This is a genomic window from Streptomyces sp. NBC_01451 (assembly GCF_036227485.1).
Classification (GTDB): domain Bacteria; phylum Actinomycetota; class Actinomycetes; order Streptomycetales; family Streptomycetaceae; genus Streptomyces.
Map to the genome: position 1 here is coordinate 5,166,085 of NZ_CP109479.1, position 26,258 is coordinate 5,192,342.

The 26,258-nt window shown below is 61.0% G+C and carries 19 protein-coding genes; 17 read left to right on the top strand and 2 right to left on the bottom strand.

Annotated features, from left to right (window positions below; translation table 11 throughout):
- The first annotated feature begins 6 nt into the window (after positions 1 to 6).
- The 7 genes from OG595_RS22630 to OG595_RS45400 all read left to right on the top strand — a co-directional run bounded on the left by OG595_RS22630 (position 7) and on the right by OG595_RS45400 (position 8,700).
- Complete coding sequence (locus OG595_RS22630; protein ID WP_329274758.1) at positions 7 to 1,698, top strand: recombinase family protein; 1,692 nt, start codon at positions 7 to 9, stop codon at positions 1,696 to 1,698.
- 1,693 nt (positions 1,699 to 3,391) lie between these two features.
- The gene (locus OG595_RS45395; RefSeq protein ID WP_443073110.1) at positions 3,392 to 3,550 is read left to right on the top strand and encodes a MerR family transcriptional regulator; all 159 of its coding nucleotides are present in this window, start codon (positions 3,392 to 3,394) and stop codon (positions 3,548 to 3,550) included.
- A 706-nt stretch (positions 3,551 to 4,256) separates the two neighbouring features.
- Complete coding sequence (locus OG595_RS22635; protein ID WP_329274760.1) at positions 4,257 to 4,982, top strand: hypothetical protein; 726 nt, start codon at positions 4,257 to 4,259, stop codon at positions 4,980 to 4,982.
- Positions 4,983 to 5,358: 376 nt separating this feature from the next.
- Positions 5,359 to 5,883 carry a DNA cytosine methyltransferase gene (locus tag OG595_RS22640; RefSeq protein ID WP_329274761.1) on the top strand — a complete coding sequence of 175 codons (525 nt, stop codon included), beginning with the start codon at positions 5,359 to 5,361 and terminating at the stop codon, positions 5,881 to 5,883.
- A 1,199-nt stretch (positions 5,884 to 7,082) separates the two neighbouring features.
- A complete protein-coding gene (locus OG595_RS22645; RefSeq protein WP_329274762.1) occupies positions 7,083 to 7,433 on the top strand; it encodes a hypothetical protein in 351 nt (116 codons plus the stop codon).
- Positions 7,434 to 7,603: 170 nt separating this feature from the next.
- Positions 7,604 to 7,804 (top strand): hypothetical protein, encoded by a 201-nt coding sequence (locus OG595_RS22650; RefSeq protein WP_329274764.1) that lies wholly within the window; start codon positions 7,604 to 7,606, stop codon positions 7,802 to 7,804.
- 8 nt (positions 7,805 to 7,812) lie between these two features.
- Positions 7,813 to 8,700: a bifunctional DNA primase/polymerase gene (locus OG595_RS45400; protein WP_443073357.1), complete on the top strand. Its 888-nt coding sequence runs from the start codon at positions 7,813 to 7,815 to the stop codon at positions 8,698 to 8,700.
- Positions 8,701 to 8,882: 182 nt separating this feature from the next.
- Here the strand turns inward: OG595_RS45400 and OG595_RS45405 are convergent, their stop codons facing one another.
- Together OG595_RS45405 and OG595_RS22655 are read right to left on the bottom strand one after the other, a co-directional pair.
- Positions 8,883 to 9,380, bottom strand: coding sequence for a MarR family winged helix-turn-helix transcriptional regulator (locus OG595_RS45405; RefSeq protein ID WP_443073111.1), 498 nt, complete (start codon positions 9,378 to 9,380; stop codon positions 8,883 to 8,885).
- A gap of 350 nt (positions 9,381 to 9,730) precedes the next feature.
- Positions 9,731 to 11,329, bottom strand: a complete 1,599-nt coding sequence (locus OG595_RS22655; RefSeq protein WP_329274766.1) for a hypothetical protein — start codon at positions 11,327 to 11,329, stop codon at positions 9,731 to 9,733.
- 2,396 nt (positions 11,330 to 13,725) lie between these two features.
- On the opposite strand from OG595_RS22655, the gene OG595_RS22660 reads away from it, so the two are divergent.
- The 10 genes from OG595_RS22660 (at position 13,726) to OG595_RS22705 (ending at position 26,239) form a co-directional block, all read left to right on the top strand.
- Positions 13,726 to 15,060 (top strand): AAA family ATPase, encoded by a 1,335-nt coding sequence (locus OG595_RS22660; protein WP_329274768.1) that lies wholly within the window; start codon positions 13,726 to 13,728, stop codon positions 15,058 to 15,060.
- Positions 15,061 to 17,970: 2,910 nt separating this feature from the next.
- The gene (locus tag OG595_RS22665; protein ID WP_329283121.1) at positions 17,971 to 19,347 is read left to right on the top strand and encodes a terminase large subunit domain-containing protein; all 1,377 of its coding nucleotides are present in this window, start codon (positions 17,971 to 17,973) and stop codon (positions 19,345 to 19,347) included.
- Positions 19,348 to 19,486: 139 nt separating this feature from the next.
- Positions 19,487 to 20,533, top strand: coding sequence for a phage portal protein (locus tag OG595_RS22670; RefSeq protein ID WP_329283123.1), 1,047 nt, complete (start codon positions 19,487 to 19,489; stop codon positions 20,531 to 20,533).
- 13 nt (positions 20,534 to 20,546) lie between these two features.
- On the top strand, positions 20,547 to 21,206 hold the full coding sequence (locus OG595_RS22675; protein ID WP_329274770.1) for an HK97 family phage prohead protease: 660 nt from the start codon (positions 20,547 to 20,549) through the stop codon (positions 21,204 to 21,206).
- A gap of 208 nt (positions 21,207 to 21,414) precedes the next feature.
- A complete protein-coding gene (locus OG595_RS22680) occupies positions 21,415 to 22,635 on the top strand; it encodes a phage major capsid protein (RefSeq protein WP_329274772.1) in 1,221 nt (406 codons plus the stop codon).
- A gap of 476 nt (positions 22,636 to 23,111) precedes the next feature.
- Positions 23,112 to 23,705: a phage gp6-like head-tail connector protein gene (locus OG595_RS22685; RefSeq protein ID WP_329274774.1), complete on the top strand. Its 594-nt coding sequence runs from the start codon at positions 23,112 to 23,114 to the stop codon at positions 23,703 to 23,705.
- Between the two features lie 8 nt (positions 23,706 to 23,713).
- Positions 23,714 to 24,157: a hypothetical protein gene (locus tag OG595_RS22690; RefSeq protein WP_329274775.1), complete on the top strand. Its 444-nt coding sequence runs from the start codon at positions 23,714 to 23,716 to the stop codon at positions 24,155 to 24,157.
- Positions 24,158 to 24,892 (top strand): hypothetical protein, encoded by a 735-nt coding sequence (locus OG595_RS22695; RefSeq protein ID WP_329274776.1) that lies wholly within the window; start codon positions 24,158 to 24,160, stop codon positions 24,890 to 24,892. It abuts the gene before it with no gap.
- 14 nt (positions 24,893 to 24,906) lie between these two features.
- Positions 24,907 to 25,317: a phage tail tube protein gene (locus OG595_RS22700; protein WP_329274778.1), complete on the top strand. Its 411-nt coding sequence runs from the start codon at positions 24,907 to 24,909 to the stop codon at positions 25,315 to 25,317.
- Positions 25,318 to 25,828: 511 nt separating this feature from the next.
- Positions 25,829 to 26,239, top strand: a complete 411-nt coding sequence (locus OG595_RS22705) for a hypothetical protein (RefSeq protein WP_329274780.1) — start codon at positions 25,829 to 25,831, stop codon at positions 26,237 to 26,239.
- Positions 26,240 to 26,258: the final 19 nt, after the last annotated feature.

Genomic DNA, 26,258 nt, shown 5'->3' on the forward strand with positions numbered 1-26,258 from the left:
GGTGGCATGACCCATCAAAGTATACCGAACCGGACAAGCGGGACGTTCTCAGGCTCCAAGCCTCTGACCAGCAAGGATGATCGGCTGGACGTCGCCTATGACCGCGTGTCGCTCGATGAGCAACAGACAGGGGGCACCACAGAGTCCCAGTGGGGCGAGAACCAAGGATGGTTCCAAGACACCTTTGAGCGTCCGCTCACGCGCAGGTACTCAGACGTCGGTATCTCCGCGTACTCAGGCGTTGAGCGCCCGGATTTCAACCGCCTGTGCGCGGACATGGCGGCGCGGAGCGTGCGCACTGTGACCGTGTGGCATGCGGACCGCCTCACGCGTGACCCTGCCCAGGCGCTCTATTTCATTGACCTGTGCATTGCGCACAGTGTCCGGCTGTATTCAACGCAGCGTGGCGGAGAGTACAACTTTCACAACCCGCAGCAACACGCAGACTTCCTCACGGACGTCGTCAACGCCCGGAAAGAGTCCGCCCTCAAGGCCAAGCGGGTTGGCCTTGCTCGCTTGCGGCAAGCGCGCAATGGCGAGTGGGGCGGAGGCGTCCGCCCGTTCGGTTGGGGCGTCGACACTGGGCGCGTCACTAACAAGTGCCTCAACCCAAAGGCGCCCATTGCCGAACGTCAGTATGTCGAGCGTCCCGTGTTGGACATGACCCAGCACAACAAGGGTGAGGCTGCGGAAATCCAGACCTGGGCGACAGAGCTACCGGGCACCCAAGGGAACATTGCGGCCCTCATTCGCAGTCTCAAGGCGCGAGGCGTCGAGACTGTCTCAACGAAAGAGGGTCGGACGTACAAGCACGGCAAGAAAGAGTTCACGGGTTCGCAGTGGAGTAGTCGGACTATCGTCCAAATTCTCCTGAGTCCGCGTACGTCCGGTCACTCCGTCTACAAGGGAGAAATCGTCAAGTACAACGCCTTCCCAGCGATCATCTCTGACGAACAACGCAAGGCGCTCTTGATCCTCTTGAAAGACCCTGCGCGCCGGAAGCAAACCGGCAATCAGCCTAAGTGGCTTGGCTCGCTCATCTATGAGTGCCCACACTGCACAACAGACGAGAACGATCCGGCAATCATGACCGTGCGGAAGTCGGCTACGGGAGTCGACGTGTACCGCTGTAGGAACTGCGGCAGGGGGCGACAGTCCGCGGAGTTGCTAGACGATTTCGTAGCGCGCCTGTGCATCACTCGCCTGTCACGCCCGGACGTTTCCAGTCTCGTCAAGCCTGTCAAGGAAGTGGACTTTAAGGGCCTGCGCGAGGAATTGACGGAGCTTGAGGCAGCCAAGACAGAGGCTGCGCAGGCGTTCGGCGCGAGGCTCATCAAGTTGCCTGAGTTCACAACGGCGTGCGCTACGTCAGACCTGCGGATAGCAGAGATCAACAAGGAACTAGCGGAGGCGGTACAGGATGATCCCTTGGCGCCGTTCGCAGTCAACTACGGGAATGCGGAGCAAGTTTGGAAGGGGCTAAGCCTCGCGAGGAAGCGGGAAACGGTTCGTCTCCTGTACCGCATCGAGCTACAGCCGTTGATGCGTCGAGCCGGTAGGCCACCCAAGAACGCGCCCAAGCGAGAGCTTGACCTCTCCAAGCTCATCATCACGCCAAGGGGCAAGGGCGCCAAGCCCATTGACCTCTCACGGTTCAAGGTCAAGGCATGGACCGAAGGTAATCAGCAAGCTGCGTAAGGGGTAGACATGGCCGAACGACGAAACGCATGTGACTGGACTTTCACTCACCACGCGCTAAGTCGAGCGGTTGATATGGCCATTGATCCTCAAGAACTGCGAGAGGCCATCGATAGCCCCGTAAGGCCCCTGCCGCACGGTTCACGCCCAGGGGTTCACTACATCCATACGGACCGGATCACGCTTACCGTGAATCTAGAGACGCGAGAGGTAATCACGGTTCAATGGAACACGTTCAACGGACGCGGATACGCCCCTTGGACGCGCGACACTCCCGAAGATATCGAGCGTTGCCGGGACGGTAGCTAGTACGACGTCAGTAAGGCCCCTGCCTGTGCGAGTGGCAGGGGCCTTACGCATGCCCTAGCTAGCCCGTGTACGGGGCTTACGGTGCCTCGCACCCCCACCCTGGGCGTCCGCCTCGCCTGCGCCCTCGTCGGCTGCGAGAGGGGCGAGGAACACGCCCCACGTGGCGACCTTGACCCAACCACCCCCGCGCCTCGCGTGATCCTCTTTGATGCATCGCGCCACTAGTCCCTGCCCCCATTCCTGTGCGCGCTCAAACAAGGGCCCTTCCCGTGTGGCGCGTTCGGCTGCCTCGTGGGCACCCTTACCCGTCCATGTCTCGATCACGCTTTTCGTGTCCATGGCCGCGCGCCCCTCTCTATGCGTTCTCTGCGCCTCGCTATCCATCCTCCGACGACTCGCAACGTTGCGCCACTCGACACAGGGACCGACCCATGATCTGTACCCCTTGCGCCCAGGCTGCGGACCGGAAGCTACCTCCCACCGCATGCGCCACATGTGGGCGCACAGTGGCGCTCGCCAAACCCGGTAGCGCCGTACTCAGCAAGCATTGCGGCCCTCGTATGGCCATCACTACCCCAGACGGGAAAGAGCGCAGCTTTCGCCCATGGTGCCCAGGCAAAACGCCTGCGCCTCGCGGCCATGAGGCATGCGAGGGATGCGACTGCCAACACAGAAAGACCGTCAGAAAGACCCGTAAATGACCCTCCGCCGGCTAAGTCATGAACACGTTTGGTACTCCGTCATAAAGGCTCGCTCAAGGGTCGTTGCGCATGACTGGTGTGTTTGTTGTGGGGACGCGCGCCCCAACCCTGTAGGCACTCACGAGAAAGGCGCGAACGTTGGGCAACCGGAACAAAGCAAAGGGGACGGCCGCTGAAACCTCCGTTGTCAATTGGCTGCGGGAGAGCTGCGGGTATGCGGACGCGAGGCGTAACACTCTGGGCGGAACATTCGACCCTGGGGACGTCGAGCCGATTCCGGCCGCAGTTCCCCCGGTAATCATCTCTGTCAAGGATGGCAAAGAGGGCGCCTACTGCGCGCACTGTCGCCAACGACACGAACTCCACATGCAGACTGCGCTATTCGAAAAGTGGTGGGACGAACTCACGTCGACCATTGCGCGCCGTAGTCCGCTCGCCCTGCCCCTACTCGTACACAAGCGCGCAGGGAAAGCCACTCCCGAAGAATGGAAGTGGTATGTAGACCTGTCCTTTGCGCACATAACCCGGTATCGCCTGGGGCCGATTGCCATTACCGGACCGCAAGCGCGATTCGTCATGAGGCGCCACACAGCAAGTTGGGCGGAACAGTGAAGAGAACGCAGCCACGGAACCGTAAGCCGCGCGTCGAGCGGGCGGCCCCTCCGGATCTATCGGGGGATCTCATGACGCCAATTCAGGTAGCCCAATATTTCGGTGTGCGCATGCGGCGCGTCCACTATTGGGAAAGGCGCCGGTTTCTCACGCCCGTACGTACAGCGCGAGGCGAGCGGGTCTACATGACTATGGAAGTTGAGCACTTGGCGGGAATGCATGGCCGATAAATTCAGGTGCCCTGTCTGCCGCAAGGACATAGCTCCGACTGCGGCAGGAAAGTTCCGCAAGCATGACAAGACATCGGGCGTCGAGTGTGACATGTCCGGGGTCATCATGCCTGCGCACGTTCTTGAGGCAGGGCCATCGGACAACTCAGACGTCCCGGTAAAGGGCCGTGACTATGCCGACTGCCCTGTCTGCGGACGCACGCCCATTCTCGATAAAGAGGGGCGCTACGGACGTCACTTGATAGTGCACAGGGGCAGCGATGAATGCCCCATGAGCGGCAAGGAATACGCCCAGGCCGGCGAACCCGGAAAGGACGCGGAGGAATGCCCAGAGACCCAATCCCAGGCGTTGACGACTACGCCCAGGCCATCGAGCGAGCCAAGCTCAGACACCCTGCCGGACAAGGACTCCCGCCCGGAGAGTGTCCGCACCCCGGACAGCACAACGACCGATGCTCCCCAGACACCTGCGGTTGTCCATCCCATACCGACAGAGGCACTGGAGGCGCTGAGAGCACTCAACGCGCGCAGGGCTACCAACGCACAGACGTCTACTGTCCTTTCTCAGGCGACGGGAACTGTACGGGCGGATGCCCCAGCAACCGAGAACGCGCCTGCGTTGACGGGAGCGTATGAGTTCCGCCAACCGGCGCCCCCGTACGAGCAACCGGGGCGGACCGCTCGCGTACTCGCCCAGGCCGTACCCATGACGGAACACGGGAGAGAGATTGCCGCGCGCCTCAAGGAAACCTTTTACGCATATTCGAATCGACTCGACCGCAGTCAACAGACGTCGTTGGGTCCAAGCCAAATCGGTTCGCCCTGTGACAGGCGTATTGCAATGCACCTACTGCGGGTCGCCCCTTCAAACCCTGGGGGCGATAACTGGGCTTCATTCGTCGGCACCTGCGTTCACGTTGGTCTTGCCGATATGTTTGTGTGGGCGAATGCCGGTACGGGTCGCTACGCCGTTGAGGTACCCCTAGAGTTCCCCAACGCCTATGTCCCCAAGGGCACAGGGGACCTACTCGACCGCACGCTACTGATGTTCCTTGACCATAAGTTGATGGGGCGTTGGTCGCTCGACAAGCTCTCCACTAAAGGCGCCTCGCCCACCTATCGCGTACAGGTACACACGTACGCCTACGGGGCGAGGCTCAAGGGCGAGAAAGTTGAGCACGTGGCAATCGTGGGTTGGCCGCGCGAGGCGTCGACCCTCGATGACCTTTACGTGTGGACCGAACCCTATGACGCTTCCATAGCCATTGACGCGCTCGCTCGCGTCGAGCGGATAGCGGAGGCCATCAAGCGGTATGAGGGCGAGCCTCAACAGATAGCGCGCAAGTTCCTCGTAGCCGACGATTGCCGATTCTGCCCCTTCCATGCGCCCGGAGATAGCAAGGGCGAGAGGGGGTGCAATGGGAAAGCCTGAGTGCGGTTGGCGCCTAGGTCTGTGCGCCGGTTGCGAGTTGTGCGCCTATCGGCACGACGTCATTGATCACCCGAAACAAAACTTGAAAGGAATTACCCAAATGGAAACCCAGCTTGCGAGTTTGAAGGACGTCCGGGAATTCTTCGGAATGGACGTAACGTCGTTCCGTGTCGAGTGGACTGCACTTGACAGCAACTCAAAGACGCAGATACGGGAGGGCATAGCGAAAGGGACGTATTCCTACTGACATGCTCGCAACCGCATTGCGTGCGCTAGTTCATTGGGTAGCGCCGTGGCGCCACTCTTGGATAGAGACTTCCGCAGGGCCGCTCAAGTGGACATGCCGAACGTGTGGGGCCATTGAGCACGAGTTGCCGTGATCCTCTCCCTGTGTTCGGGCATAGGCGCGCTTGATTACGCCGTTGAGCGCCTTACAGGCGAGCGCGTAACCCTCTATGCGGAAAAGGCGTATTGGCCATCACTGGTCATGGCTCGCAGGTTCCCGGACGCTCACAACCTGGGCGACGTAACGCAGGTTGATTGGGCAGCCGTGGCGGTCGAGCATCCAGAAATCACAACTATCGTGGCGGGTTTCCCCTGCCAAGACATAAGCCATGCAGGCACTCGCAGGGGGATACGTGGGAGACGTTCGGGAGTATGGGCGTCCGTTGCCCAGGCCATTCGCGAGATACGACCACGAATCGCGTACTTGGAAAACGTCGCAGGGCTGCGAGGAAGGGGCCTTGACGTCGTTTCAGGGGACTTGGCCGGTTGCGGGTATGACCTTGAATGGGTATGCCTACCGGCTGCCTCCGTGGGCGCCTCTCACCTGCGCAACAGATGGTTTGCCGTTGCCTCTCCTGCCAACTCCAACCGCAGCCGACAACATCCGGGGCCCTGATTATGCGCGCGCCTCTCGCCCTGATTCAGGGGGCGACGACTTGGTAACCACGCTCGCGCGCCTGGGCGAAACGGGTTGGGGCAAGTACGGCCCTGCGGTCGAGCGTTGGGAGCGCGTCACGCGTTGCCCTGCCCCTGCCCCCATCGAGATAGGGCCGCGAGGCGGTAAGCGCCTGTCACCCCGTTTCGTCGAGTGGCTTATGGGTCTACCCGCAGCCTGGGTTATGGGCGTCCGGGGGATGGACCGGACAGAGGCACTACGCGCCATCGGTAATTCAGCCGTACCGCTACAGGCTTACAGGGCGTATCGGTACCTCACGAGAGAGAGAAAGTGATTTGTCGAACTACCAGCAACCCGGCAAGGCGGATAAGTTTGCGCCTCGCGATAACCCAACTTGGTTGGGGCGTCTGTTTCTGATCTATCCGGACAGTTGCACGCCGCAGACTTTCAATCGTCCCGATGGCACGCAAGAAACGTCGGACGTCGTCACGGCAGACGTGATCATCATCGATCTGCCTGACCCGCAGACAGGGCAGCCGACCCGGTTGGAAGGGGCGCGCATTGGCGGTAAGGGATTGGTTCCCCAGTTGCGCAAGGCGGTTGGCGCAATGGTGCTGGGGCGCCTCTCCAAACTCCCCTCACAGGGCCAGAAAGATGGTGCGTACGTCCTACAGGATTGGACGCCCCAGGATGCAGCCATGGCGGATGCCTATACGGAGCGAAACCCGCGCCCGTCGCCCTACGCCCAACCGGCTGCGCAGCCGGTAGCCCAGGCCCCAGCGCCCCAGGCGCCCCCGCTCCCCTATGACCAGTGGCAGAACACACAGGCTGCCCCTGCGGCTGCGTACGTGCCTCCGCCTGCCCAGGCGCCCCCTGCGCAGGCGTACGTGCCCCCTCCGCAGGGTTACGCGCCTCCGCCTCCCGCAGCTCCCTCCCCCCTCGCTGACTTCCTCACGAGTAAGGGCGTACCCGTGGCCGGAATGGGAGAGCAGCAAATGCACATGATTGCGGCCACGTTCCCGGACAACCCCTTTAAGTAACCGAGCAAGTGGGCCGGAGGCCACGCCCCAACGTGGCGGAGGAATGCCAACGTCCGGAGGCGCAGGGGAAGGCACTGCGCGCTTACCGAGTAACCCAACCAATGGAGTCCCCTAATGGTCGTTCGTCGCAAGGCAAAGGAAGCATCGGAGGCAGTAGACATGACGGAGGTACAGGCGCAGGCGTACGAGGAAGACCCCGAATGGGATGGCGCCGTTGAGGGCGAGCCGGCTGAATCAGACGACGTCGTTGACGTGCCCAAGCGCCGTGGCCGCGCGCCTCTCACGCTGCCCACACTCGCAGGGAAGTACGAGCGCGCAAAGGTCCGTGTCGAGCGGCTTGAGGACACGGACGTTGAGGCGGAGCGGGACAAGGTAAGGGTTCAAATGGAGCGCCTTACCGAACGCCTCGCGCGGCTCGATGGCCATGAGGCGGAGATCAAGGAAGCGCGCGCGGAACTCACGGACGCGGAGCGCGAGTTTCACGCTGCGCTCGCAGCCGTACAAGGCTGAGCGACACATGACGCGTAGGGGCCTGCCTCGCCTGGGGACAGGCCCCTACGCCTTACCTAAGAGGACGAATGGACCGACAGACTATCCACGCACTCATAGACGCTGGGTTTGACTCTGTGGAGTGCGAGCCGTGTAAGCAGGAGTATCTAAACCGGGTTGCCGTGTACGTCGTGAACACGGTTGGCGTCCATGCCGCCAATGAGGCAGCCATCAAGGTACGTAACCGAGAACTCACGCCCATGCAGGCTTATGACGCTCTCGTCAAATCCGTGGCGCACGTGTATTCCATTGCCGGGCATCCGATACCGGACAGTGAGCGCGAGCACGTCCGTAATCGCCTTGAGTCCATTCTCAACGCAGGCAACAACTAGGCGTGAGCGTGAACCTGATTTCGTATGCGCTACAGGCGCGAGCGCGAGGTTTCCATATCTTCCCGGTTGAGCCGTACGAGAAAACGCCTCACAGACTCTCCCCTGGGCAGCCGTACACGCTCCGTTGGGGCGAGGCTGCCACGAACGACGTAGGCAGGATCATTGACTATTGGACGCGTTGGCCGGACAGCAATATCGGAGTGGCTTGTAAACCGTCACGCATACTCGTCGTCGATTGCGACATTCCAAAGCGGGAATACGCGTTGGCGGGTACTCAGTACGCGGGACTACATGACACTTTTGGGTCTCTCGTTGATGGGACTGACGTGTTCAGACATGTCTGTGAATCCCTGGGGCAGTCTTGGCGAGAGGCATACGACACCTACCGCGTCTGTACGGGGTCACTCGGCTGCCACTATTACTATCTCTGGCCGGAACACGTTCGGCCCCGTGAGGCGTCTCAGGCTTCTCTAGTCAAGGGCCTAGTCGACATTCGCTGTAACGCAGGTGAATGGGGCGGCTATGTGCTGGGCGCCGGAAGTGTCACGGCCAAGGGTGCATACGTCTCAGAAAACGCGTCCGCAGTTAGGCCGGCGCCCCCGTGGCTAGTCGAATTGTGCCGCAGACGCGAGCCTGTAAGGGTGTCCGCGACTTACCGGCAGCCTGGGCGCCTGGGCAGCCTCGCGGGGCTTGTGTCGACCGTAGAGAACGCTCAAGAGGGCAACCGCAATCAGGCGCTCTTGTGGGCGGCTAGAGCGGCCTGCGCGGACGGAGTAGCCCTAGACGACGTCCTAGACGCCCTAGCGGACGCGTACGCAGCCGCAGGGGGGGACGGAGGGCACAGGCAGGCGGAGGCGACCATACGGAGCGCCTACCGGCTACAGGAGAGGAAGTGAACGCGTGAGAAACCTAGTCCGCTACCTACTGCATCTGTTGCACGACAAGTGTTGCCCCTGCCATAGCGTGATCTGTGATGGGTGGGAGTGCGACGACTGCGGCATGTTGAACAGTCCGCGGAATGAGTGGTGCGGCCAAGAGGAATGCCGTTCCCCTGCGCCCAGCAATCCCTATGCCTGAGTTACCAACTCGGTAGGAACTGCCTAGGCTCATGTCCGCTCACCTTGACGAACTCGTGCAGTCCCTTGATGAAATTGTTTTGCATATCTTCTGACATGCGTTCGACGATTGCGCACATGGCTTGCTCTCTCATGTACAGTCCGCGCACAACCAAATGATGCCCCCTAGGGGTGAGGAGAATTACGGTCTCCCGCTTGTCTATCGGGGAAACCCCTTTAACGGCTAGGCGCCTGCCTTCTAGACGGTCGATCATTCGCATAGCCGTTGATGGACGTACGTCCAATGCCTTTGCCAAGTCGGAAAGGCTCATAGCCCCTAGTGTCTCGACCGCTGCGAGAGTGCGAAACTGTGGAATGGTCAATGACTCGTCCAGCGCTTCAAGCATTCTCGTTGTTGCCTCAACCAACACGTGTTCACACGTGATCAACGATGTGGTCAACGCTTGCGCGTCCTCGTCGGGAAGGGGGCAAATCTCGTTGAGTGGGTAGCTTGGTTCCATACATCTGTGATACGCCTACGCCTTGCAGAACGCAACACAGGGCCCCTCGCTAAGCAACGAGGGGCCCTGTGTGGTCGAGCTATAGGCCTTGCCTGATTGGGAGTTGGGCGGCTACGGCTCGCGCGTCTGAATCGCCACGAGTTTCCGCCAAAGGCTCTTGTGCCTCTCAGCAAGGGCCGTGGCCTCTCGCCCTGCCTCGCTCGCCCCGTTCACCTCTGCGCGCTTGGCGTCGAGCCGCGAGGCTTGCATTTGCTTGATCACTGCGGAGGTCAACAGGATCAATTCTTCCGGGGTGAAATCTTGGTCAGTCACTGCAACCTCTTTCGAGTAGGGCGGAGTGGGGGACGTGATCAGACGCCGTATCCGTCGACGAGGGCGCCACACTGTCGGGACGCCCATTCGTCCGCGAGATCATCGAACGCCTTGATGGCGCCCTCAACCGTCGAGACGTCAAGCTCATTGAGGTAGGCGAGGATTTCGGCATCCTCGTACGCCTCAACCACTGTGTCCCAACCCAAGTCGTAATTGGCCTGGGCGTGCGCCTTGACGGTTTCCACCATCGAGTAGGTGAGGCAACGGCGCTTCCACCATGCGCGAGCCTTTTCCGTGTTCGCGTGCCAAGCAAGGTCACGGAAGTTGGCAGGGGCCTTGACTACGGGAACCGTGACCGTAAGGGCCTTACGGTTCCGCAGCCGCTCAGCCTGGGCGCGTGCACGCTCAAGCGCCTCGCGCTCCGCTTTGTTCGCCTGGGCGTGCGCAGCCGCCCTGTCCCTCTCGCCCTCCGTAAGCCGCAGGGCCGGACGCGCGTCCCCTGAATCGACCGGCGCAGCCCATGACGCACTCGCGTGGACATTCCCAACGGACATGCCGGTTTCGACGCTCAGCAAGTGAACGGTTCCGCCATGCCTCACGACTCGCACGCGAGTAACGGAGGACGCAGGGCGCCCGTTCATGCCGCCCCAGAAAATTTCGCCATCCTCGTTGGCGAGCGATTCCAATTCGGCAGGCGTGACAAGCCGCATGGCACGCGCCTGGGCGTCCGCAACCTGTGCGTCGGTCCACTCGCACTCTCCGGAGGCAAGGGCGGCATCCGCCATGTCCTGGGCGCTCACGGCCTCCGCGTCCGCCTGGGCGAGCGGAGCGGCCCAAATGAGCGTTGATGGACCGACAGTCGTAAGCGCCTGTCCGTTGTCCGCATCAACGATTCGCATGCGGTTGTTAGCGGCATTCTCGAACCGCGCGCGCAGGGGATAGCCGTCAAAGTTCTTGCGGGTTTCCCGACCGCCAAACCAGAATTCCCCCGCACCCATGATGGTGCGGACCTTGACCAAATCCATGCGCGCCTGGGCGTGAGCGCGTCCCGCCCGGGCGTCGAGCTGCGGGACGTCCGTCTCGCGCTCCGCCTGGGCGACGGGGGCGACTACCTCAACGAGGGTCACGGCCTCCGTGTCGCTGTCAAGGTCCGCAAGGGCCTCCGCCTGCGCCTGGGCGACGCGCGAGGCGTAGCCGTCCGGGACCGACCGAACGAAGAACTTGTGATCGGCGCGGACGCGCTTGTACGTGTTCCCGTCCGTGTCGACAAGGGCCACCATGCGCCCGTTGGACTCAGGCACAAACCGAACGATCTTCGGGAAACCCTGGGGGCGCTTGTATTCCTTGGCGCTCCCGAACTCAAGGACGTGCCCCTCGCTGTTGGCGAGCGCCTGAGCGTCCGCAGGGGCGAGCGTCTGAATCGGGTTGGCCTCCGCCTGCGCCTTGCGCTCAAGGTGCGCCATGCGGAACTCGCAGCGCTCGCACAGGTGCGTCATGGGCTGCGCCTTTGCCGCGTCCGCAGTGACGTAGTCACCCTCGTTGGGCTTGATCCGCTTGTTGCACAGGGCCGCACCCTCCGGGAACGCGTGGAAGAGAAGATCGTTGCTGCGCGTGTTCCGCCAGACCTGAGTGTTCATGTTGTGTCCCTCTCTCGTGTGCGTGCCTTGCGAGACCCAAGTTAGCGCGCCACAAGGGGACTTGCAACGTTGCAAGCCTCATTCCCAGTGTGTTTGTCGCACAACCGTTACGTTCGTATGCCCAAAACGGCCGCTAAAGCGTTGGCCGGCTAGACCACGCAAGGAAATTTTGATGCCCGTATCGACCGGTCCTGACAGCTACATAGTCACCCTCGCGACCACTTGGAAGGGGGAACGTGTGTACGCCCAACAAGCCTGTCCGGCTGAGATGTGGTCGGAAAAAATCGCTCGCGAGGCACTGCGGGAATACCTACTCAACGCGCTAGGCGTCGAGATAGCCAAGCGGCTAGACGTCGAGCTAACTGCGCGTCCCGTCACGCCCTGGGAAATGGGGCCCTGCCCGTGAAAATTGATCATGATGGCGAACACGTAGTCGTGAGCATCGGGAATGAGTTGTGCGTGTTGAACGTCCGCGAGGCATTCGACGCAACGACAGACCTACTCAGAGCCATCGAGGGGGCGCGCGCTCACGGCGCCTTCCTCCGGGGTGAGGTTCCCGACCCTGATTCACGGACCAACCCAAACCGCCGTAGGAACAGACGGAGGACGTCATAGCAATGCAACCACTCGTCATGGCCGAACTGCGTAAGCGCCTCACGGACCTTGAGCTACGCGCGGCACAACTCCAACCCATACCCGGACAGGCAGCCTCGCGCACTACAGCCAACCGGTATTGGGAGCGCACGCGCATACAGGGCATGGCTGCGGACTACCGAGCAATCATCGAGTGGGCGGAGGATTCAGGGTGAGCAAGACAACGGGTTTTGGCACGCGCGTATATATCGACGGGCTAGAAATTTCCGACGCAGTGTTTAACGTCGACCTACACCTATCGCCAAAGGACGTGCGAACGGCAGACGTACGCCTAGAGATTGAGCGCGTCACCACAGACACAGAGGGGCGATTGCGCGTCTACCTAAGAGGCTGACATGCCTAAGCGCTATTACTGCCCTGGGTGCGGACAGGTGGCAGGGAGATCACAGACCACACATATAGCCACTGTGCGAGAGGGCAGGGTGCACCCCCATTTCATGATCTCTCGTCTGTTCGCCATAGCTCCAGGGATGGAAGACGCGTTCAACGCAATGTGTTCGGGCGGAATCGTCGACAAGGAAAGGGACAGGGCCCCATGAGATGCAAGAACTGTAGGCAATGGGTAGTCCGCGGATGGCCTAGGCGCGAGTCGCACACGTGGCGCCACGGCAGGACAGGGCTATACACGTGCGACGTGGTCGCCATTGGTTGGAAGGGCGACGAGTGGCCTATGGCCGTTCCCGCTGTAGGGGTCATGAGTCCGCAGGTTCTGCCCCTCGATGGCTGCGAGTAGGAAGGGAAGCGAGCATGCCCAGGGCGAGGCAGGACATGTGCGGGAACGGACTACATAGCTTTGATGACCCTGCGAACTATCGCGAGTATTTCGACAAGGGGCGCGGACAGTGGCGCCGTAGGTGTCGCCCCTGTACCAACGCCCGTAAGAGCGAGGCGGACGCCCGGAAGCGCGAGGCTAGGCGCCTCGCAAAGGCGTGGTGGGAACAACTCGAATGGACCGGACCGCACAGGCCCCAGCATGCCGCTACGCGCGCAGGCCGGCGCAAGCGCACTAGACAAAAATACGTGGTCAGAGGGCATCCGATTGCCTATCGGGTCACGGCCCAACAACTCGACTTCCTACAGGGTGCGGCCAACGGAGAGACGTTCCAAGAGACTGCGGAGCGCCTGTCTGTCAACGCCCAGGCGGTACGGAACGGGTTGCTTGAGGTACGGCGCAAGTACGGCGTGACGTCGAATGCGGCAGCCGTGGCGCAAGGCCTCAAGAGAGGCGTGATACGGGCGGACAGGGTCACAGCTAAGCGGCTGCCTGCGAGGGTCGCGCGCGCACACGTCGACTCCATACGGGCGCTCATCAAGGGCGAGCGCTCGCCCTACAAGTCACACAGAATTAGCCGGTTGCTCGATGCCTGTATGGCATGGACCGAACCTCACGCCGTGAGTGTCCTATGGGCAGCCGGAAAGATCACGTCTAGGGACGTCCCCCAGACGCGGAACCAATACCGGAGGCGCCCAGGTAAGCGCGCGGAGGATGCGGCCACATGGACAACAACAATGGGGGCGCCTACGTGATCGCAGTCAACGGCAAGCTACGCGGTATAGCGGATGACGCCGACACGGCGCGCAAGTACGCCATGCGGTATTGCCTTGACCCCGAATACAAGGGTGCCAAATTCAAGTGGACCGACACGCACAAGCTATTCGCCCAACGGCGTAGGCGCCCCTGGGCATGGATCGGAATAGAAATCGTCCCTGTCCCATACGTCTAGACAGGGGCAGGGGTGACCGTGTCGATTGAACCGCAGGGGAGTAGCGAACTCCCCCAATCGGAGATAAATGCGCGCCTCGCCCTTTGGTGGCTACTCAACCCGGAGGCCGCTCCGCTTGAGTCATTCAACGAGGACGTACAGCGCCTAGTGAGCGTTCTCTCTGCCAAGCTCCCTGCGACCAATGCGGACGACAGAACGCAGGCGCTCATAGAGGCACAGAGACGCGAGGCGGCCGAACTAGACAAAGCCAAAGAGATAGCGTCATTCAACAGGGCCAAGGAGAGGGCCCTAACCCTTGAGGAAGAAACCCAACGAGCCCAGGTGTCCGCAATGGTGGACGCCCTCATGTCAGAGACCCTTACGACACAGGGGCTAGACGACATTGAGGAACTGTCCCCAGTGGTCGACGGACTCTTGTACCGCTCGACAGTCGCGCGCATCAATGGACGCCCAGGGACGATGAAATCTTTCGTGGCGCTTGACATAGCCGGATGCGTCGCGAATGGCCTGTCATGGGCAGGGCGAGACGTCACCAAAGGGGAAGTGATCTACCTAGTGGCAGAGGGCGCAGGGGGCATCAAAAAACGCGTACGCGCATGGGAGCAAGAACACGGCTGCCGCATGGATGGCGTTAGGTTCCTGCCTCGCCCTATTCAGGTGTCTGGTATCGAGTGGCTTGTATTGGAGGAAGCGTGTAAGCGCCTCCGCCCTGCGCTAGTGGTCGTCGATACGCAGGCGCGCGCAACTGTGGGCATTGAAGAGTCGAGCAATGAGCGTATGTCTGTGATCTTCAACAGAATCGAGCGGCTTGCGAGGGAGTCGGAGGCGTGCGCCACGTTGGTTCACCACACAGGGCATGCAGGGGAGCATGGGCGCGGAGCGTCCAACATGCTGGGCGCCGTACAGACAGAGCTACTGATCAAAAAGGAAGGCAAGGGCGCGGACCGCGTAATAAGCATCCGCATCGATAAGACCAAGGATGATGACGACTCCCAAGAGATACGGCTCCTGCCTCGCGTGGTGGCCGTACAGGGCATGTACAGAAAGAACGGCGCTCAAGAAACGTCGGTAGTCCTCGTACCGGAACGGCAGGCTGTTTTCTCCGTACCGGGTTTGGACCCTGCCGTAAGTCACGCTGTCCAGATGCTCGATAAGCACAACGCGCCCATGGACCTGGGCAGAGACAGGATGCGCGCATGGCTCACAGACAGGCAGATAGCCATAGGGAACACTGTTCTTGCCCCTGCCATTGCGTACCGGAAAAAGCGAGAGGCCGCGAGGCAGCCGGAAACGGACGCCCAGGTTATGAGCGTCGAATTGCAGCTACCGGAGGGCGAAAAATACGGAGAGTAGTCGAAAACCTGTCCCGGATCATGGGGACAGGTCGAAAAGTGACCTGTCCCGGATCATGGGGACAGGTTTTGCCATTTGCCCAGGTCAGACCTGTCCCGGACAGGTTTCTAAAACCTGTCCGCACGAATTCACGACCTGTCCGTCCGGTCCCCCCCCCTATAGGGGGGACAGGTGGGACGGATTACGCGGACAGTGAGGGTAAATGATCTATGGTGCATTACTTGATAGATACGCCTCCGCGCCTGGGCAGATGCGTTAGGTGTGGCGCCTGGGTACTAACGGCCCTGTCCGCAGGTACCTGGGCGGGAGTCGACACAGTGCCCCTGTCCCCTACCGAGCTGCGCGCGCGCCTCATGGCCGGACAGGCGGCCTACCGCATGACGTACGCAGCCGGACACGCCCAGGCGCTCCGCGTCGCCTCACGGGGCGACGTAGGGCGCGGGACGCCCCTACTGGGCGTTCACGTGTGCGGAGGTCACCCCATGGACGCGCACGCCTTCCAAGAGGCTGCGCAGGTCCCTCCGCGTCCCCCTGCGAGCGCTACTGGGCGCCCAGCGTCCCTGTCTGTCTCAGAGACTCGCAGGGGGGCGAACAGACGTCGTGCAACACCTGCGACCCGCCACCTTTCTAGGCGCGTCCGTTGCGACACGTGCCGCAGGCTCATTGAGCCTCGCGAGCCTTATTGGGGCATCGAATGTGGAACGTACCTATGGGCCGTTCATGATGCATGCCCGGAAGTCGAGAGGTAATGAGCACTGACCTTGAGTACGTGATCAGACTCTTTGAGCCCCTACTGAGTGGCTTCAACGAGCGCGTTGAATACTCCCTGCGCGTGGTGACGCACACGGAAGAATGCAGGCGCCTGTACGGGTACGCCACGGTTGATGCGTGCGGTTGCCCCAGCACTGTAGAGAGGCGCGCTAAGACAGTCCGCCATGCTCCATTGGTCGCCCAGTTGCAAGCCGCAATAAGCGCGCCGGCTACCTCGCAAGGGGAAAACGGGCGCTCCGCAACGAGGGTCGATAGTCCCTTTCCTGGGGACCTTGAGGCACTGGACTTGATCGACGAGATACGGCGCACTGCGCAGACCTGGGTACGTCGCGCGCGCGGAATACTCGGCTATGACGTACCCCCCTCGTCAATCGTGCGAGGCGCTGTCTGTCATAACTGCATGGGGGCGCTCAAGCTGCACAATGGCGCAGCCGTCTGTATCGGCCGCATAGGCGAGTCCGCGCCATGCGGCATGGAATACACGTGGCAACAGATAGAGGACTATTACAGGGGCGTGAATGAGCAAGCCAATTAAACCGCGTCTCGTCGATACCGCCTGTGCTGAGATGTGGACCGGTCGACCAAGGGACGTGCTCTATCGCTGGGCGCGAGAGGGGCGCATACACAGGCATGGCACACGGGGTCACTGGGGCGCTCGCTGGGACCTAGACGAACTCCCCCGATACGCCCACCTGTGCGGCCCTGGGTGCCTCACAGAGGCTGCCTGTCCCCCCTTGCCGGAACCTCCCCCCGTCCGCCTTCCTCGCCCCAGGCAGGCGCTTGACGACTGCACCTGATCAAGCGCACTATGGGGCGGCATCCGGCATGCCCGGAAACACGCAGACAAGGCCCCTGGGAACTCGCACCCCAGGGGCCTTACGCATGCCCGGAGGGGGCGCCATGTCCGGCCGTAAGGAACTCACGGAACGGCGCTACAGAGAGAACCGCGCACAGGTACTCGCAGCCTCCGACGCGTGCATGTGGTGCGGACACCCAGGCGCAGACGCAGCCGATCACATCATCCCCGTAAGCAAAGGGGGAGACCCTTACGCACTCGACAACCTAGGCCCCATACACGGGGTGCGAGGCTGCCCAACATGCTTGAGGAAATGCAACAACCTCAAGGGCGACAAGTTGCCTAGCGAGTGCGATCAACTCCGCACGTCGATCGATTGGTACCGGGCACCATGACGACAAGGGCGAGCCATGGCGCAGGCGGGAGAGGTCACCCATGTACGCAGCTCAAGTAATCGCGTGGATATGTGCAGCCATCATCGGAGTGTGGGCAGTGCTGCATTACGTGTTCGGGTTGGTCTGAGCGAGGGGCACGCACCCTTGGCCGGCTAACCGCGGTCGACAAACCCGCAGGTCAGAAGGGGTGCGCGCGTCGGGACGTTGAGCGCCTGGCCGTGACACACGGCATACCCGCACCCCTTCTGACCTGCACTTATGCGAGCACATGCGCAAAAGCCCAGGTCAGAAGCGTGCAACGTGTCGGCGCAGGGGCGAGTTTCCCCCCGCCACCTGCATATAGCTGCGCGCAGGCAAAACCAGACCACGCACACCACAAACACAAGCCTTTGACCTGCGGAAATACGCAACGCACCATGCGACCGCAGGTCAGAGGCACCCCGTTTTTTGAGGGCGCCCCTTGGACAGCCCCGGCCCCAACTGGCTTTTTTTTGCGGGGGGCGAGTTCGGCTGAGCGATCAAGGTTCGCTAAGTGCCCGCGAATCTTCCGGCGCGTATTACGGAGGGGGGAACTCATGGGTCCCATTGAGCGCGCCGTGAGAGCAGACGTAGGCGCCCTGGGGGAACTCATGGGCACAGACTCAACCCTTGCGGAACTCGCCTACCGAGTAGCCCAGGAAATCGACAACGGAGCGAGCGAGGGGCGCCAAATGGCTGCCCTTTCTCGTGAGCTGCGCCTCTCTCTGCACCAACTTGCGGACGGACATGCGGGGGGCGCGGATGACTTCCTTGGTGACCTGGGCGCCCCCGACTGACTACGTCGACGAGTTGCGCGAGCGGTACGGATTGACGTGCCCCCCTCGATGGGGGACGCCTCGCAACTGGGCTCGCCCAACACTGGGTGGCAAGGCAGCAAAGGTAATGACTGCGCTTGTCGGCTCGCCCCCTATGCCGTGGCAAAGGTACGTCCTAGACGTCGCTCTAGAGATTGATCCGGCTACCGGGTGCCTCGCCTATCGCAAGGTTGGCTTGAGCGTTCCTCGCCAACAGGGGAAAACCGAAACGATCCTTACCGTCATGGTGCATCGCATCATGGCTTGGGAACGGCAACACGTCACGTACACGGCGCAGACGCGCATAGACGCGCGTAGGCGCTGGGAGGACGAGTTCCTTGTAAAGCTCGATGAGTCGAAACTCAAGGGCAAATACCATCCGCGTAAGACAACCGGTAATGAGGCCATCATTTGGCGGTCGACGCGCAGCCGGTTGGGCATTACGTCGACCACTGAAAAGGCGGGACACGGACCGCCTCTTGATTGCGGCATGATCGATGAGGCGTTCGCCCATAAGGACGATCGGGTTGAGCAAGCCATGAGTCCCGCCATGTTGACTCGCGGTAATGCACAGATGTGGTGGGCGAGCGCAGGCGGAACAGATCAGGCAGTGTTCCTCAATGAGAAACGGAAGCAGGGGCGCGAGCTAATCGAGCGTGCTTGGCTTACGGGGGATTGGCCTGCGGTCGCTTATTTCGAGTGGTATGCGCCGGACCAATTGCGACGTGATGACCCTGCCACTTGGTACGTGTGTATGCCTGCGCTTGGCTACACGGTCACCCCTGAAATCATCCGGACCGAACTCGCATCACTGGACGCGAGCGAGTTCGACCGGGCGTACCTCAACCGCACCAAAGAGGCTCGCCCCCCTGCCGATCCGAACGTTCCTCGCGACGAGTGGGCGCGCTGCGTGGTGGCGGAATCCCGCCCGGATACATCCCGCCTCGCCTTTGCTGCGGAGGTTTCGACCCTGCGCGATTGGTCTTCCATATCTGCCGCGTCTCTACTGCCGGACGGACGCATACACGTCGAACTAGTGGACAGGCGCCCCGGTACGGATTGGGTGGCGCCTGCGCTCGCGAGGCTGCGGGATGTGTGGGACCCAATGGCCGTGGCCATCGACTCCAAAGGCCCTGTTGCCTCTCTCGCAGGCGAGTTGGCCGGCTACGGCATAACTCCCCCGGAGGACGAGGAAAAGCCGCTACGAGGGGACCTAGCCCTACTGCGCACGCCCGATGTAGCGGTTGCCTGCGGACAGTTCGCAGACGCCGTGAGGCGAGGCACTGTCGTGCATATCGATCAACCCGCCCTAACCGGGGCTATCAACGGCGCGAGAACGCGCCCCTTGACGGATGCCTGGGCGTGGTCGCGCTCGCGTAGTGAGTCCGTTGATATCTCCCCTCTCGTTGCTGCGACGCACGCCCTATGGGTCTTGCGTCTGCGCGCAGACGTCGCCCAGGCGGAATACGACGTTCTTGATTCAGTGCTCTAAGGGGGCGCGCATGTCTCGCCTATCGGTAACGTTCCGGCGCACGTGGGCGCGACTCATTGAGTCACGCGCGATTACCTCCCTGCCCTGGGTTTCAGGCGGACCTAGGGACGCGTCTCTCGTGACCTCCGAACGCGCCGTTATGCTCATTCCCCTATTCGCTAGCGTGCGCATCCTTGCGGACTCCATAGCCTCCCTGCCGATACAGCTATACCGGCGAGGCTTTGGGACGCGTGAACCAATCACGTTCGTACCTCAACTCTTTTTCCAACCTGCCGCGCGAGACAACCTCTTTCAGTGGCTGCATAAATGCGTAGTCTCCCTAGCCCTGCGAGGGAACGCGTACGGACTTGTAACCCTGCGCGATAACCTTGACTTTCCGATCATGATCGAATGGCTAAACCCGGATGAGATTTGGGTGGACGACTCGCGCCCCACCATGCCCGTGTACTACTGGCTAGGCAATGAGGTCCCACGAGAAGACATCGTTCATATCCCTTGGGTGGCCATGCCTGGGCGCGTTAAGGGACTGTCACCAGTTGCCGCATTCGCCCAGACAATCGGAGTCGGATTGGCCGTAACCGACTACGGTAAGTCTTGGTACGACAACGGGGGCACCCCTCCGGCCACAATGAAGAACTCTGCCAAGACAATCAACCCGCAAGAGTCACGCGAGATACAGGGGCGACTGTCCGCAGCAATGCGCAGCCGTAAGCCACTCGTGTTCGGTAGTGACTGGGACTTTACCGCGCTGCAAGTTAGCCCGGAAGAAAGTCAATTCATTGAGACAATGAAACTCAACGCCACTCAGATTGCGGCCATCTGGGGAATCCCGCCGGAAATGGTGGGCGGAGATCAAGGCGGACCACTCAGCTATAGCTCACCCGAACAGAACATGATTCACCTAGTCTCTGTCACCCTGCGCCCTTGGCTAGTCCGACTGGAAACAGTGTTCTCCGACTTGATGCCTGGGCGTGAGTTCGTCAAGTTCAACGTCGACGCCATGATTAGAACCTCATTGCTCGACCGCTACACGGCGCATGGAATGGCGCTCGCGCAGGGTTGGCGAAACGTCGATGAAATCAGGGCCATTGAGGATCTTCCGCCCCTGCCGAATGGGCAAGGCGCGGGTTACGGGTCGGCTGCGCTTCCGGCCCCAGCGCCACCCAACAACGACAACTCAGCGTAAGGGGTTGCTAGCCATGGCTGAAATCGAACGGCGCTTCACAAAAGTTCCCGTAGAACTGCGCGCCCGTAAGGAACGATCGTCCATAGGTGGATATGCCGCCGTATTCAACCGGCAGAGTCACAACATGGGTGGATTCGTTGAGGCTGTCGACCCTGCCGCATTCAATGCGAGCCGAGGTGACGGTTGGCCGGACGTAATTGCCAGGTACAACCATGATGACAATATGTTGCTCGGCTCGACCGGTGGCGGAACCCTGCGCCTCGCCATTGACGGAACGGGACTTGACTACGAAGTAGAACCACCGGCCGCGCGCGCGGACATTCTCGAACTGGTGCAACGTGGTGACGTCCGTAAGTCGAGCTTTGCGTTTCGGATGATTGACGACGAGTGGGGAACGACCGATCAAGGCTTTCCCCTCCGCACCCTCCGCAAGGTTCAGCTAGTCGACGTCGCCCCCGTCAACGTCCCTGCCTACCCGGATTCAACGGCGGGACTGCGCTCCCTCGCTCGCCACGTTGGAGCGGACTTCCAAGAGGTTCAGGCAATGGCGGAGCGGGACGAACTACGCAGGTTCTTTGTCCGCACAGACGGCCCTTCCGCGCCTAAGAAAAAGGTCTATGGCGCAGCCGCGCGCATGGCCTTGCTCGCGCGACGCGAGGACCCTTACGCATAACAACTGAATTCCATTGGTGCGCCTGCCTAGCGGCAGGGGCCGGCTAGATATGGCCTGCCTATCGATTGGCTAACCCGTCGATACGTACAGCACGGTTGAGCAACCGGACGATCGTTGATTGCAGCACGCGTCAACCACCGGCGCCCGTAAGGGCGCGAGGCGTCACGGACTCCCGTTGGAAATCCACACTTTCAACGGGAGTCCCCTCATGTCTGAAATCGTCAAGCGGCTGCGCGAGCGGCGCGCGAATGTATGGGAGTCGGCAAAGGCTCTTGCCGATGCTGCGGCAGAAGAGAACCGCGCGTTGTCCGGCGAGGAAGAGGGACAGTGGCAATCCCTCAATGCCGAACTAGACGCGCTGGACAAGCGCATTAAGAACGTCATCGAGGGCGAGCAGCGCGCAAAGGACACGGAGGACTCTATGGCCAAGCTGCGCGGGGAACCGCGTAAGCAAGGTCCGGGGGCGCAGCCGTCCTACGGTTCCGAGGAACTGCGCGCATTCATGCGAGGGGAAGGGGGACGGTATTACGACGTCGTACCCAACGGCCCTGTCAATTACCGTGACCTCTCCAAGCTGTCCGCAGGCGCAGGCGCCAACGTAGTTCCGACGTCCTTTTACGATCGGCTCATGGCGCATCTCATCGAGAATTCAGCCGTCATGCAAACCGGCCCCACTGTGCTTAACACGGCGTCCGGTGAAAACGTGCAGGTGCCCAAGACAACGGCGCACAGTTCCGGCGCGCTGTTTGCGGAGGCGGCCACAATCACAGAGTCCGACCCGGCATTCGGTCAGATCACGCTTGGTGCATTCAAGTACGGCACGCTTATTCAGGTGTCGCGCGAATTGCTCACGGACTCTGGGGTTGACCTTGAGGGTTACCTCTCCATGCAAGCTGGGCGCGCGCTGGGTAACGCGTTCGGGACTCACATGGTTACCGGCGACGGAACGGCAAAGCCGCGCGGAATCGTGACGGATGCGACCGTGGGCAAGACAGGACTTACCGCCGCAGGCCTAGTGACTGCGGATGACTTGATCGATTTGCAGTATTCCGTGATTGCGCCTTACCGCGCGTCTAGTTCCTGCTACTGGGTGGTCAAGGACGCGACGCTCGCGACCATTCGGAAGTTCAAGGGAACTGACGGACAGTACATCTGGCAGCAATCGCTAGTAGCAGGCGCCCCGGATATGTTGCTCGGTAAGCCGATCGTTACCGACCCGAACGTTGCGGCTGTAGCCACAACCGCCAAGTCTGTAATCTTCGGCGATTTCTCGCAGTATTTCGTGCGCATCGCAGGTGGAATCCGATTCGAGCGGTCGGATGATTTCGCATTCAACACGGATCTCGTTACGTTCCGCGCATTGCTCCGCGCGGACGCTGCGCTCATCGACCTTACCGGCGCAGTCAAGGTTTTCCAGGGCGCTGCGTAACAGTCGCGTTTATCGGTCCGGCCGTGTTCGCTACGGCCGGACCTTTCTTTCGGGAGGAATCGAAATGCCTGAACCAACCGTGTTCGACGAGGACACATCCGCAATGGTGCACTCTGCGCACATCGCTACCCCTGCGTCACCTGGGGGGGCATACGTGCAAGCGGAAGTAGTCGCCCTGCGTACCGCAATCGCGAGCATTCTTACGGCCCTGCGTAGCGCCGGAATCATCGCCCAGGACTAATGGGGGGAACCATGTTGGTTCGCATTCTGGGTGACATCTCAGGCACGCGTAACGGCAAGCCATGGCCCCAGCGTGGCGCAGTCGTCAACTTGCCCCAGGGCGAGGCGGACTCACTCTGTGGCTGCGGCATGGCGGAGCGCGTGCCCGACGATCCTCCCGCCTCGCCTCGCCCCATCGAAAAGGCCACGGCTGCGCGCAACAGACGGAAGCCTGAAACCCGTTAGGGGGCGCAGCCGTGGCGAATGAGTACACGACTACAGCAACCCTCAAGCTAGCGCTTAACTCAAGCGACTCAACAAGGGACGATTTGCTCACGGCTGCCATTGCGGCAGCCTCGCGCGGAATAGACAAGAACTGCGGACGTCGCTTTTATCTCGATGGCGCCGTGAGCGTCCGGACCTATAACCCGGAGATTCGGACTGTCTGTTACGAGACAGGTGAACTCCTGATAGTTGATGACATCGGTTCGGCTACAGGGTTGGTAGTCGAGACAGGCAATGTGGGCGGGACCTATACCGCCGTTACCGATTACGAGACCTGGCCGGAAAACGCGCTCGCTCAAGGGGCCCCGATAACCGGGTTGCTCCGCTATTCCGGAACCTGGGGATCAAGCGGTACGGCACGCATCCAAGTGACTGCGAAATGGGGTTGGCCGGCTACTCCAGAGGAGATTACGCAGGCCACCATTTTGCAAGCCTTGCGTCTCTACAAGCGTAAGGACTCTCCGGAGGGCGTACTAGGTTCTGCGGAATGGGGGGCGGTCCGGGTTGGACGAGTAGACCCGGACGTCTACGAACTCTGTAAGCGCTTCATGCTGCCGGGTTTCTAGGGGGACGCGTGGATATCTATAACGTACGGGCGCAATTGGCGCTCGCAGCCTCCGCAGTCGCCCTACCTAAAGCCTCGCTCACATGTACCGGTTACATGCCGGACGCTGTGAATGAGCCGTGTTTCTTTATCGCTGACTACACGATTGATTTCGACAAGGTCATGCAGCGAGGACTAGACGCCATTACGTTCACCGCGCGCGTTCTCGTGAGTCGAGCCGACGACTTGGCAGGGCAAAAGCTACTCGACAACATGATGAGCGGTTCGGGTACTGCGTCCCTCAAGGACGTTATCGAGAACGCGCGAGGCGCCCCCGGTAGTGCTGCCCTCAATGGCTATGCCCATGACTTCCGTGTCTCCCGTATGCAAGGGATACGCCTGTACGAACACAACGGACTGCAATACCTAGGGGCCGAAATCACCATTGACGTGATCGGTGACGGGAGCGCGTAAATGTCTTTCCTCACGCTTACTAACGTGCGCCTGTTTGCCGTAGGCGCAGACCTAACGGGCGCCTCAAACAAAGTCGAGCTGTCCGCAGAGGTTGAAGAAAAGGACAGGACTACCTACGGGTCTAACGGCTGGAAAGAGGTCATGGGGGGACTAGGGTCCGCCCAGGTGACCGGAGAGGGTTTCTGGGAGGCAGGGTCAAGCGCCCTTGTCGATGATGCCAACTGGGCGAACAACGGCGGTACGGGGCCATGGTCGGTTGGGCCGGTAGGTGGCGCCGTTGGGGATCTTGCCTATTTCGTCAAGGCCTTGCAGTCGGAATACAAGTTCCTTGGCCAAGTGGGAGATATAGCCCCTTGGTCCGGCAAGGCGTCAAGTACGTGGCCGCTTGTCCGTGGGGCGTTCGGCCACCACTACGGAACCGCGCGCACGTCGACCGGTACGGCAACGGGCGTCCAACTGGGTGCGGCAGACGTAGACGAACGGCTGTATGCCTCGCTACATGTTTTGTCCGTGGCGGGTACGACTCCCACTCTCAACGTTGAGATAGAGAGCGACACGGACAACACGTTTGCGTCTTCCCTTACTCAACTGACGTTCACTCAAGCCAACGCCATAAGCGGCCAAATCCTCCGGACCGATGGCACTGCAATCACTGACACTTGGTACCGGGTCAAGTACACGATTTCAGGAACTAACCCTTCCTTTCTATTTGCCGTGGCATTCGGAATCAAGTAAAAGGGTGATCCCTCATGGCCTTTATGGTACTCACGACTGAATACGTTTCACTCAATGCAAGCGACCTAAGCGCCTACGCGAATAAGGCGGAGCTTACGGTTGAGGTTGACGAAAAGGACGTCACTACATACGGGAGCGCCGGATGGAAGCAGGTCATAGGTGGCCTCAAGAGTGGCGGATTGTCCATTGAGTTCAAGCAAGACTTTGCGGCTGCCGCTCTTGACTCCATTCTCTGGCCCCTATTCGGCACAGTGGTTGCATTTGAGGTACGCCCCACCTCCGCAGCAATGGGCGCCTCAAACCCCAAGTGGACCGGAAGCGTACTAATCAAGGAACTCAAGCCCATTAGCGGAGGCGTTGGAGACGAGGCCTCGCAGTCCGTGAGTTTCCCGACGTCCGGCGCTGTCACGCGCGCCGTGGCGTAAGCCATGGCCAACGGGCCCGTTGGCGTTGAGGTCACCCAAGAGGGGTTGCGTTCCCTACTGCGCGCCCTCCGTAGCGAGGCGGACGGTAAGGACCTGCGTAAGGAACTCAGGAAAGAGCTAAAGGACGTCCTAAAGCCTCGCGCGGACCGTGCGAAGAACGGGGCCCTAGCCATCCCATCGCAGGGCGCTGGGACGTCCCCAGCGCTTAGGCCGGCTATCGCGCGAGGCATTCAACCGCGCATAGACCTAGCCCTTAGAAACCCTGGGGCGAGCATCCGCGCAAAGCGCACGCCACGTATCCGCGGGTTTGCCAACGCCCCCAAGCGGACGAACTCGCGCAAGGGGTGGCGTACGCAGTCATGGGGCAATGACGAATGGCGCGTGCAGTTCGGAAAAATTGGTTGGTTCGATAACGCCCTACAGGGCGTAGGCCCGGAGGCGCGCGAGGCAGTAGCCAAAGTCATCAATGACATGGCGGAGCGCATAGCCAACCGGGTTCGGGAGTAAGCCTATGTACCTGATCTATCACCCCGAAGGTTCCGACGAACCTACGCGGTTCAAGTACAACCCTCGCAAGTTGATGAGTGCCGAGCGAGAGATGTTGGAACGGAAGACCGACAAGGACTTTTCCGATTTCACAAGCGCAGTCCTGTCCGGGAATTCCCTCTGCCGTAGGGCCTTGCTTTACATGTATCTCAAGCGTGAGCATCCCGGCATCAAGTGGGATGCGGTCGACTTCTCTTGGGATGAACTCAAGCTCGAATACTCCAAGCAAGAGCTTACGAAAATGCGCGAGGCAGTCTCAGAGAACACGTCTGGGGATGAGCGCGCGGCCACTCTCGCCAACCTTGATGAGCAGATAGAAACGGCCATCGACGAGAGCGAAGACGGGGGAAAAGTCGATCTGCCGATCGCAGGCTAGCCCAGCTAGGGAACGCAGC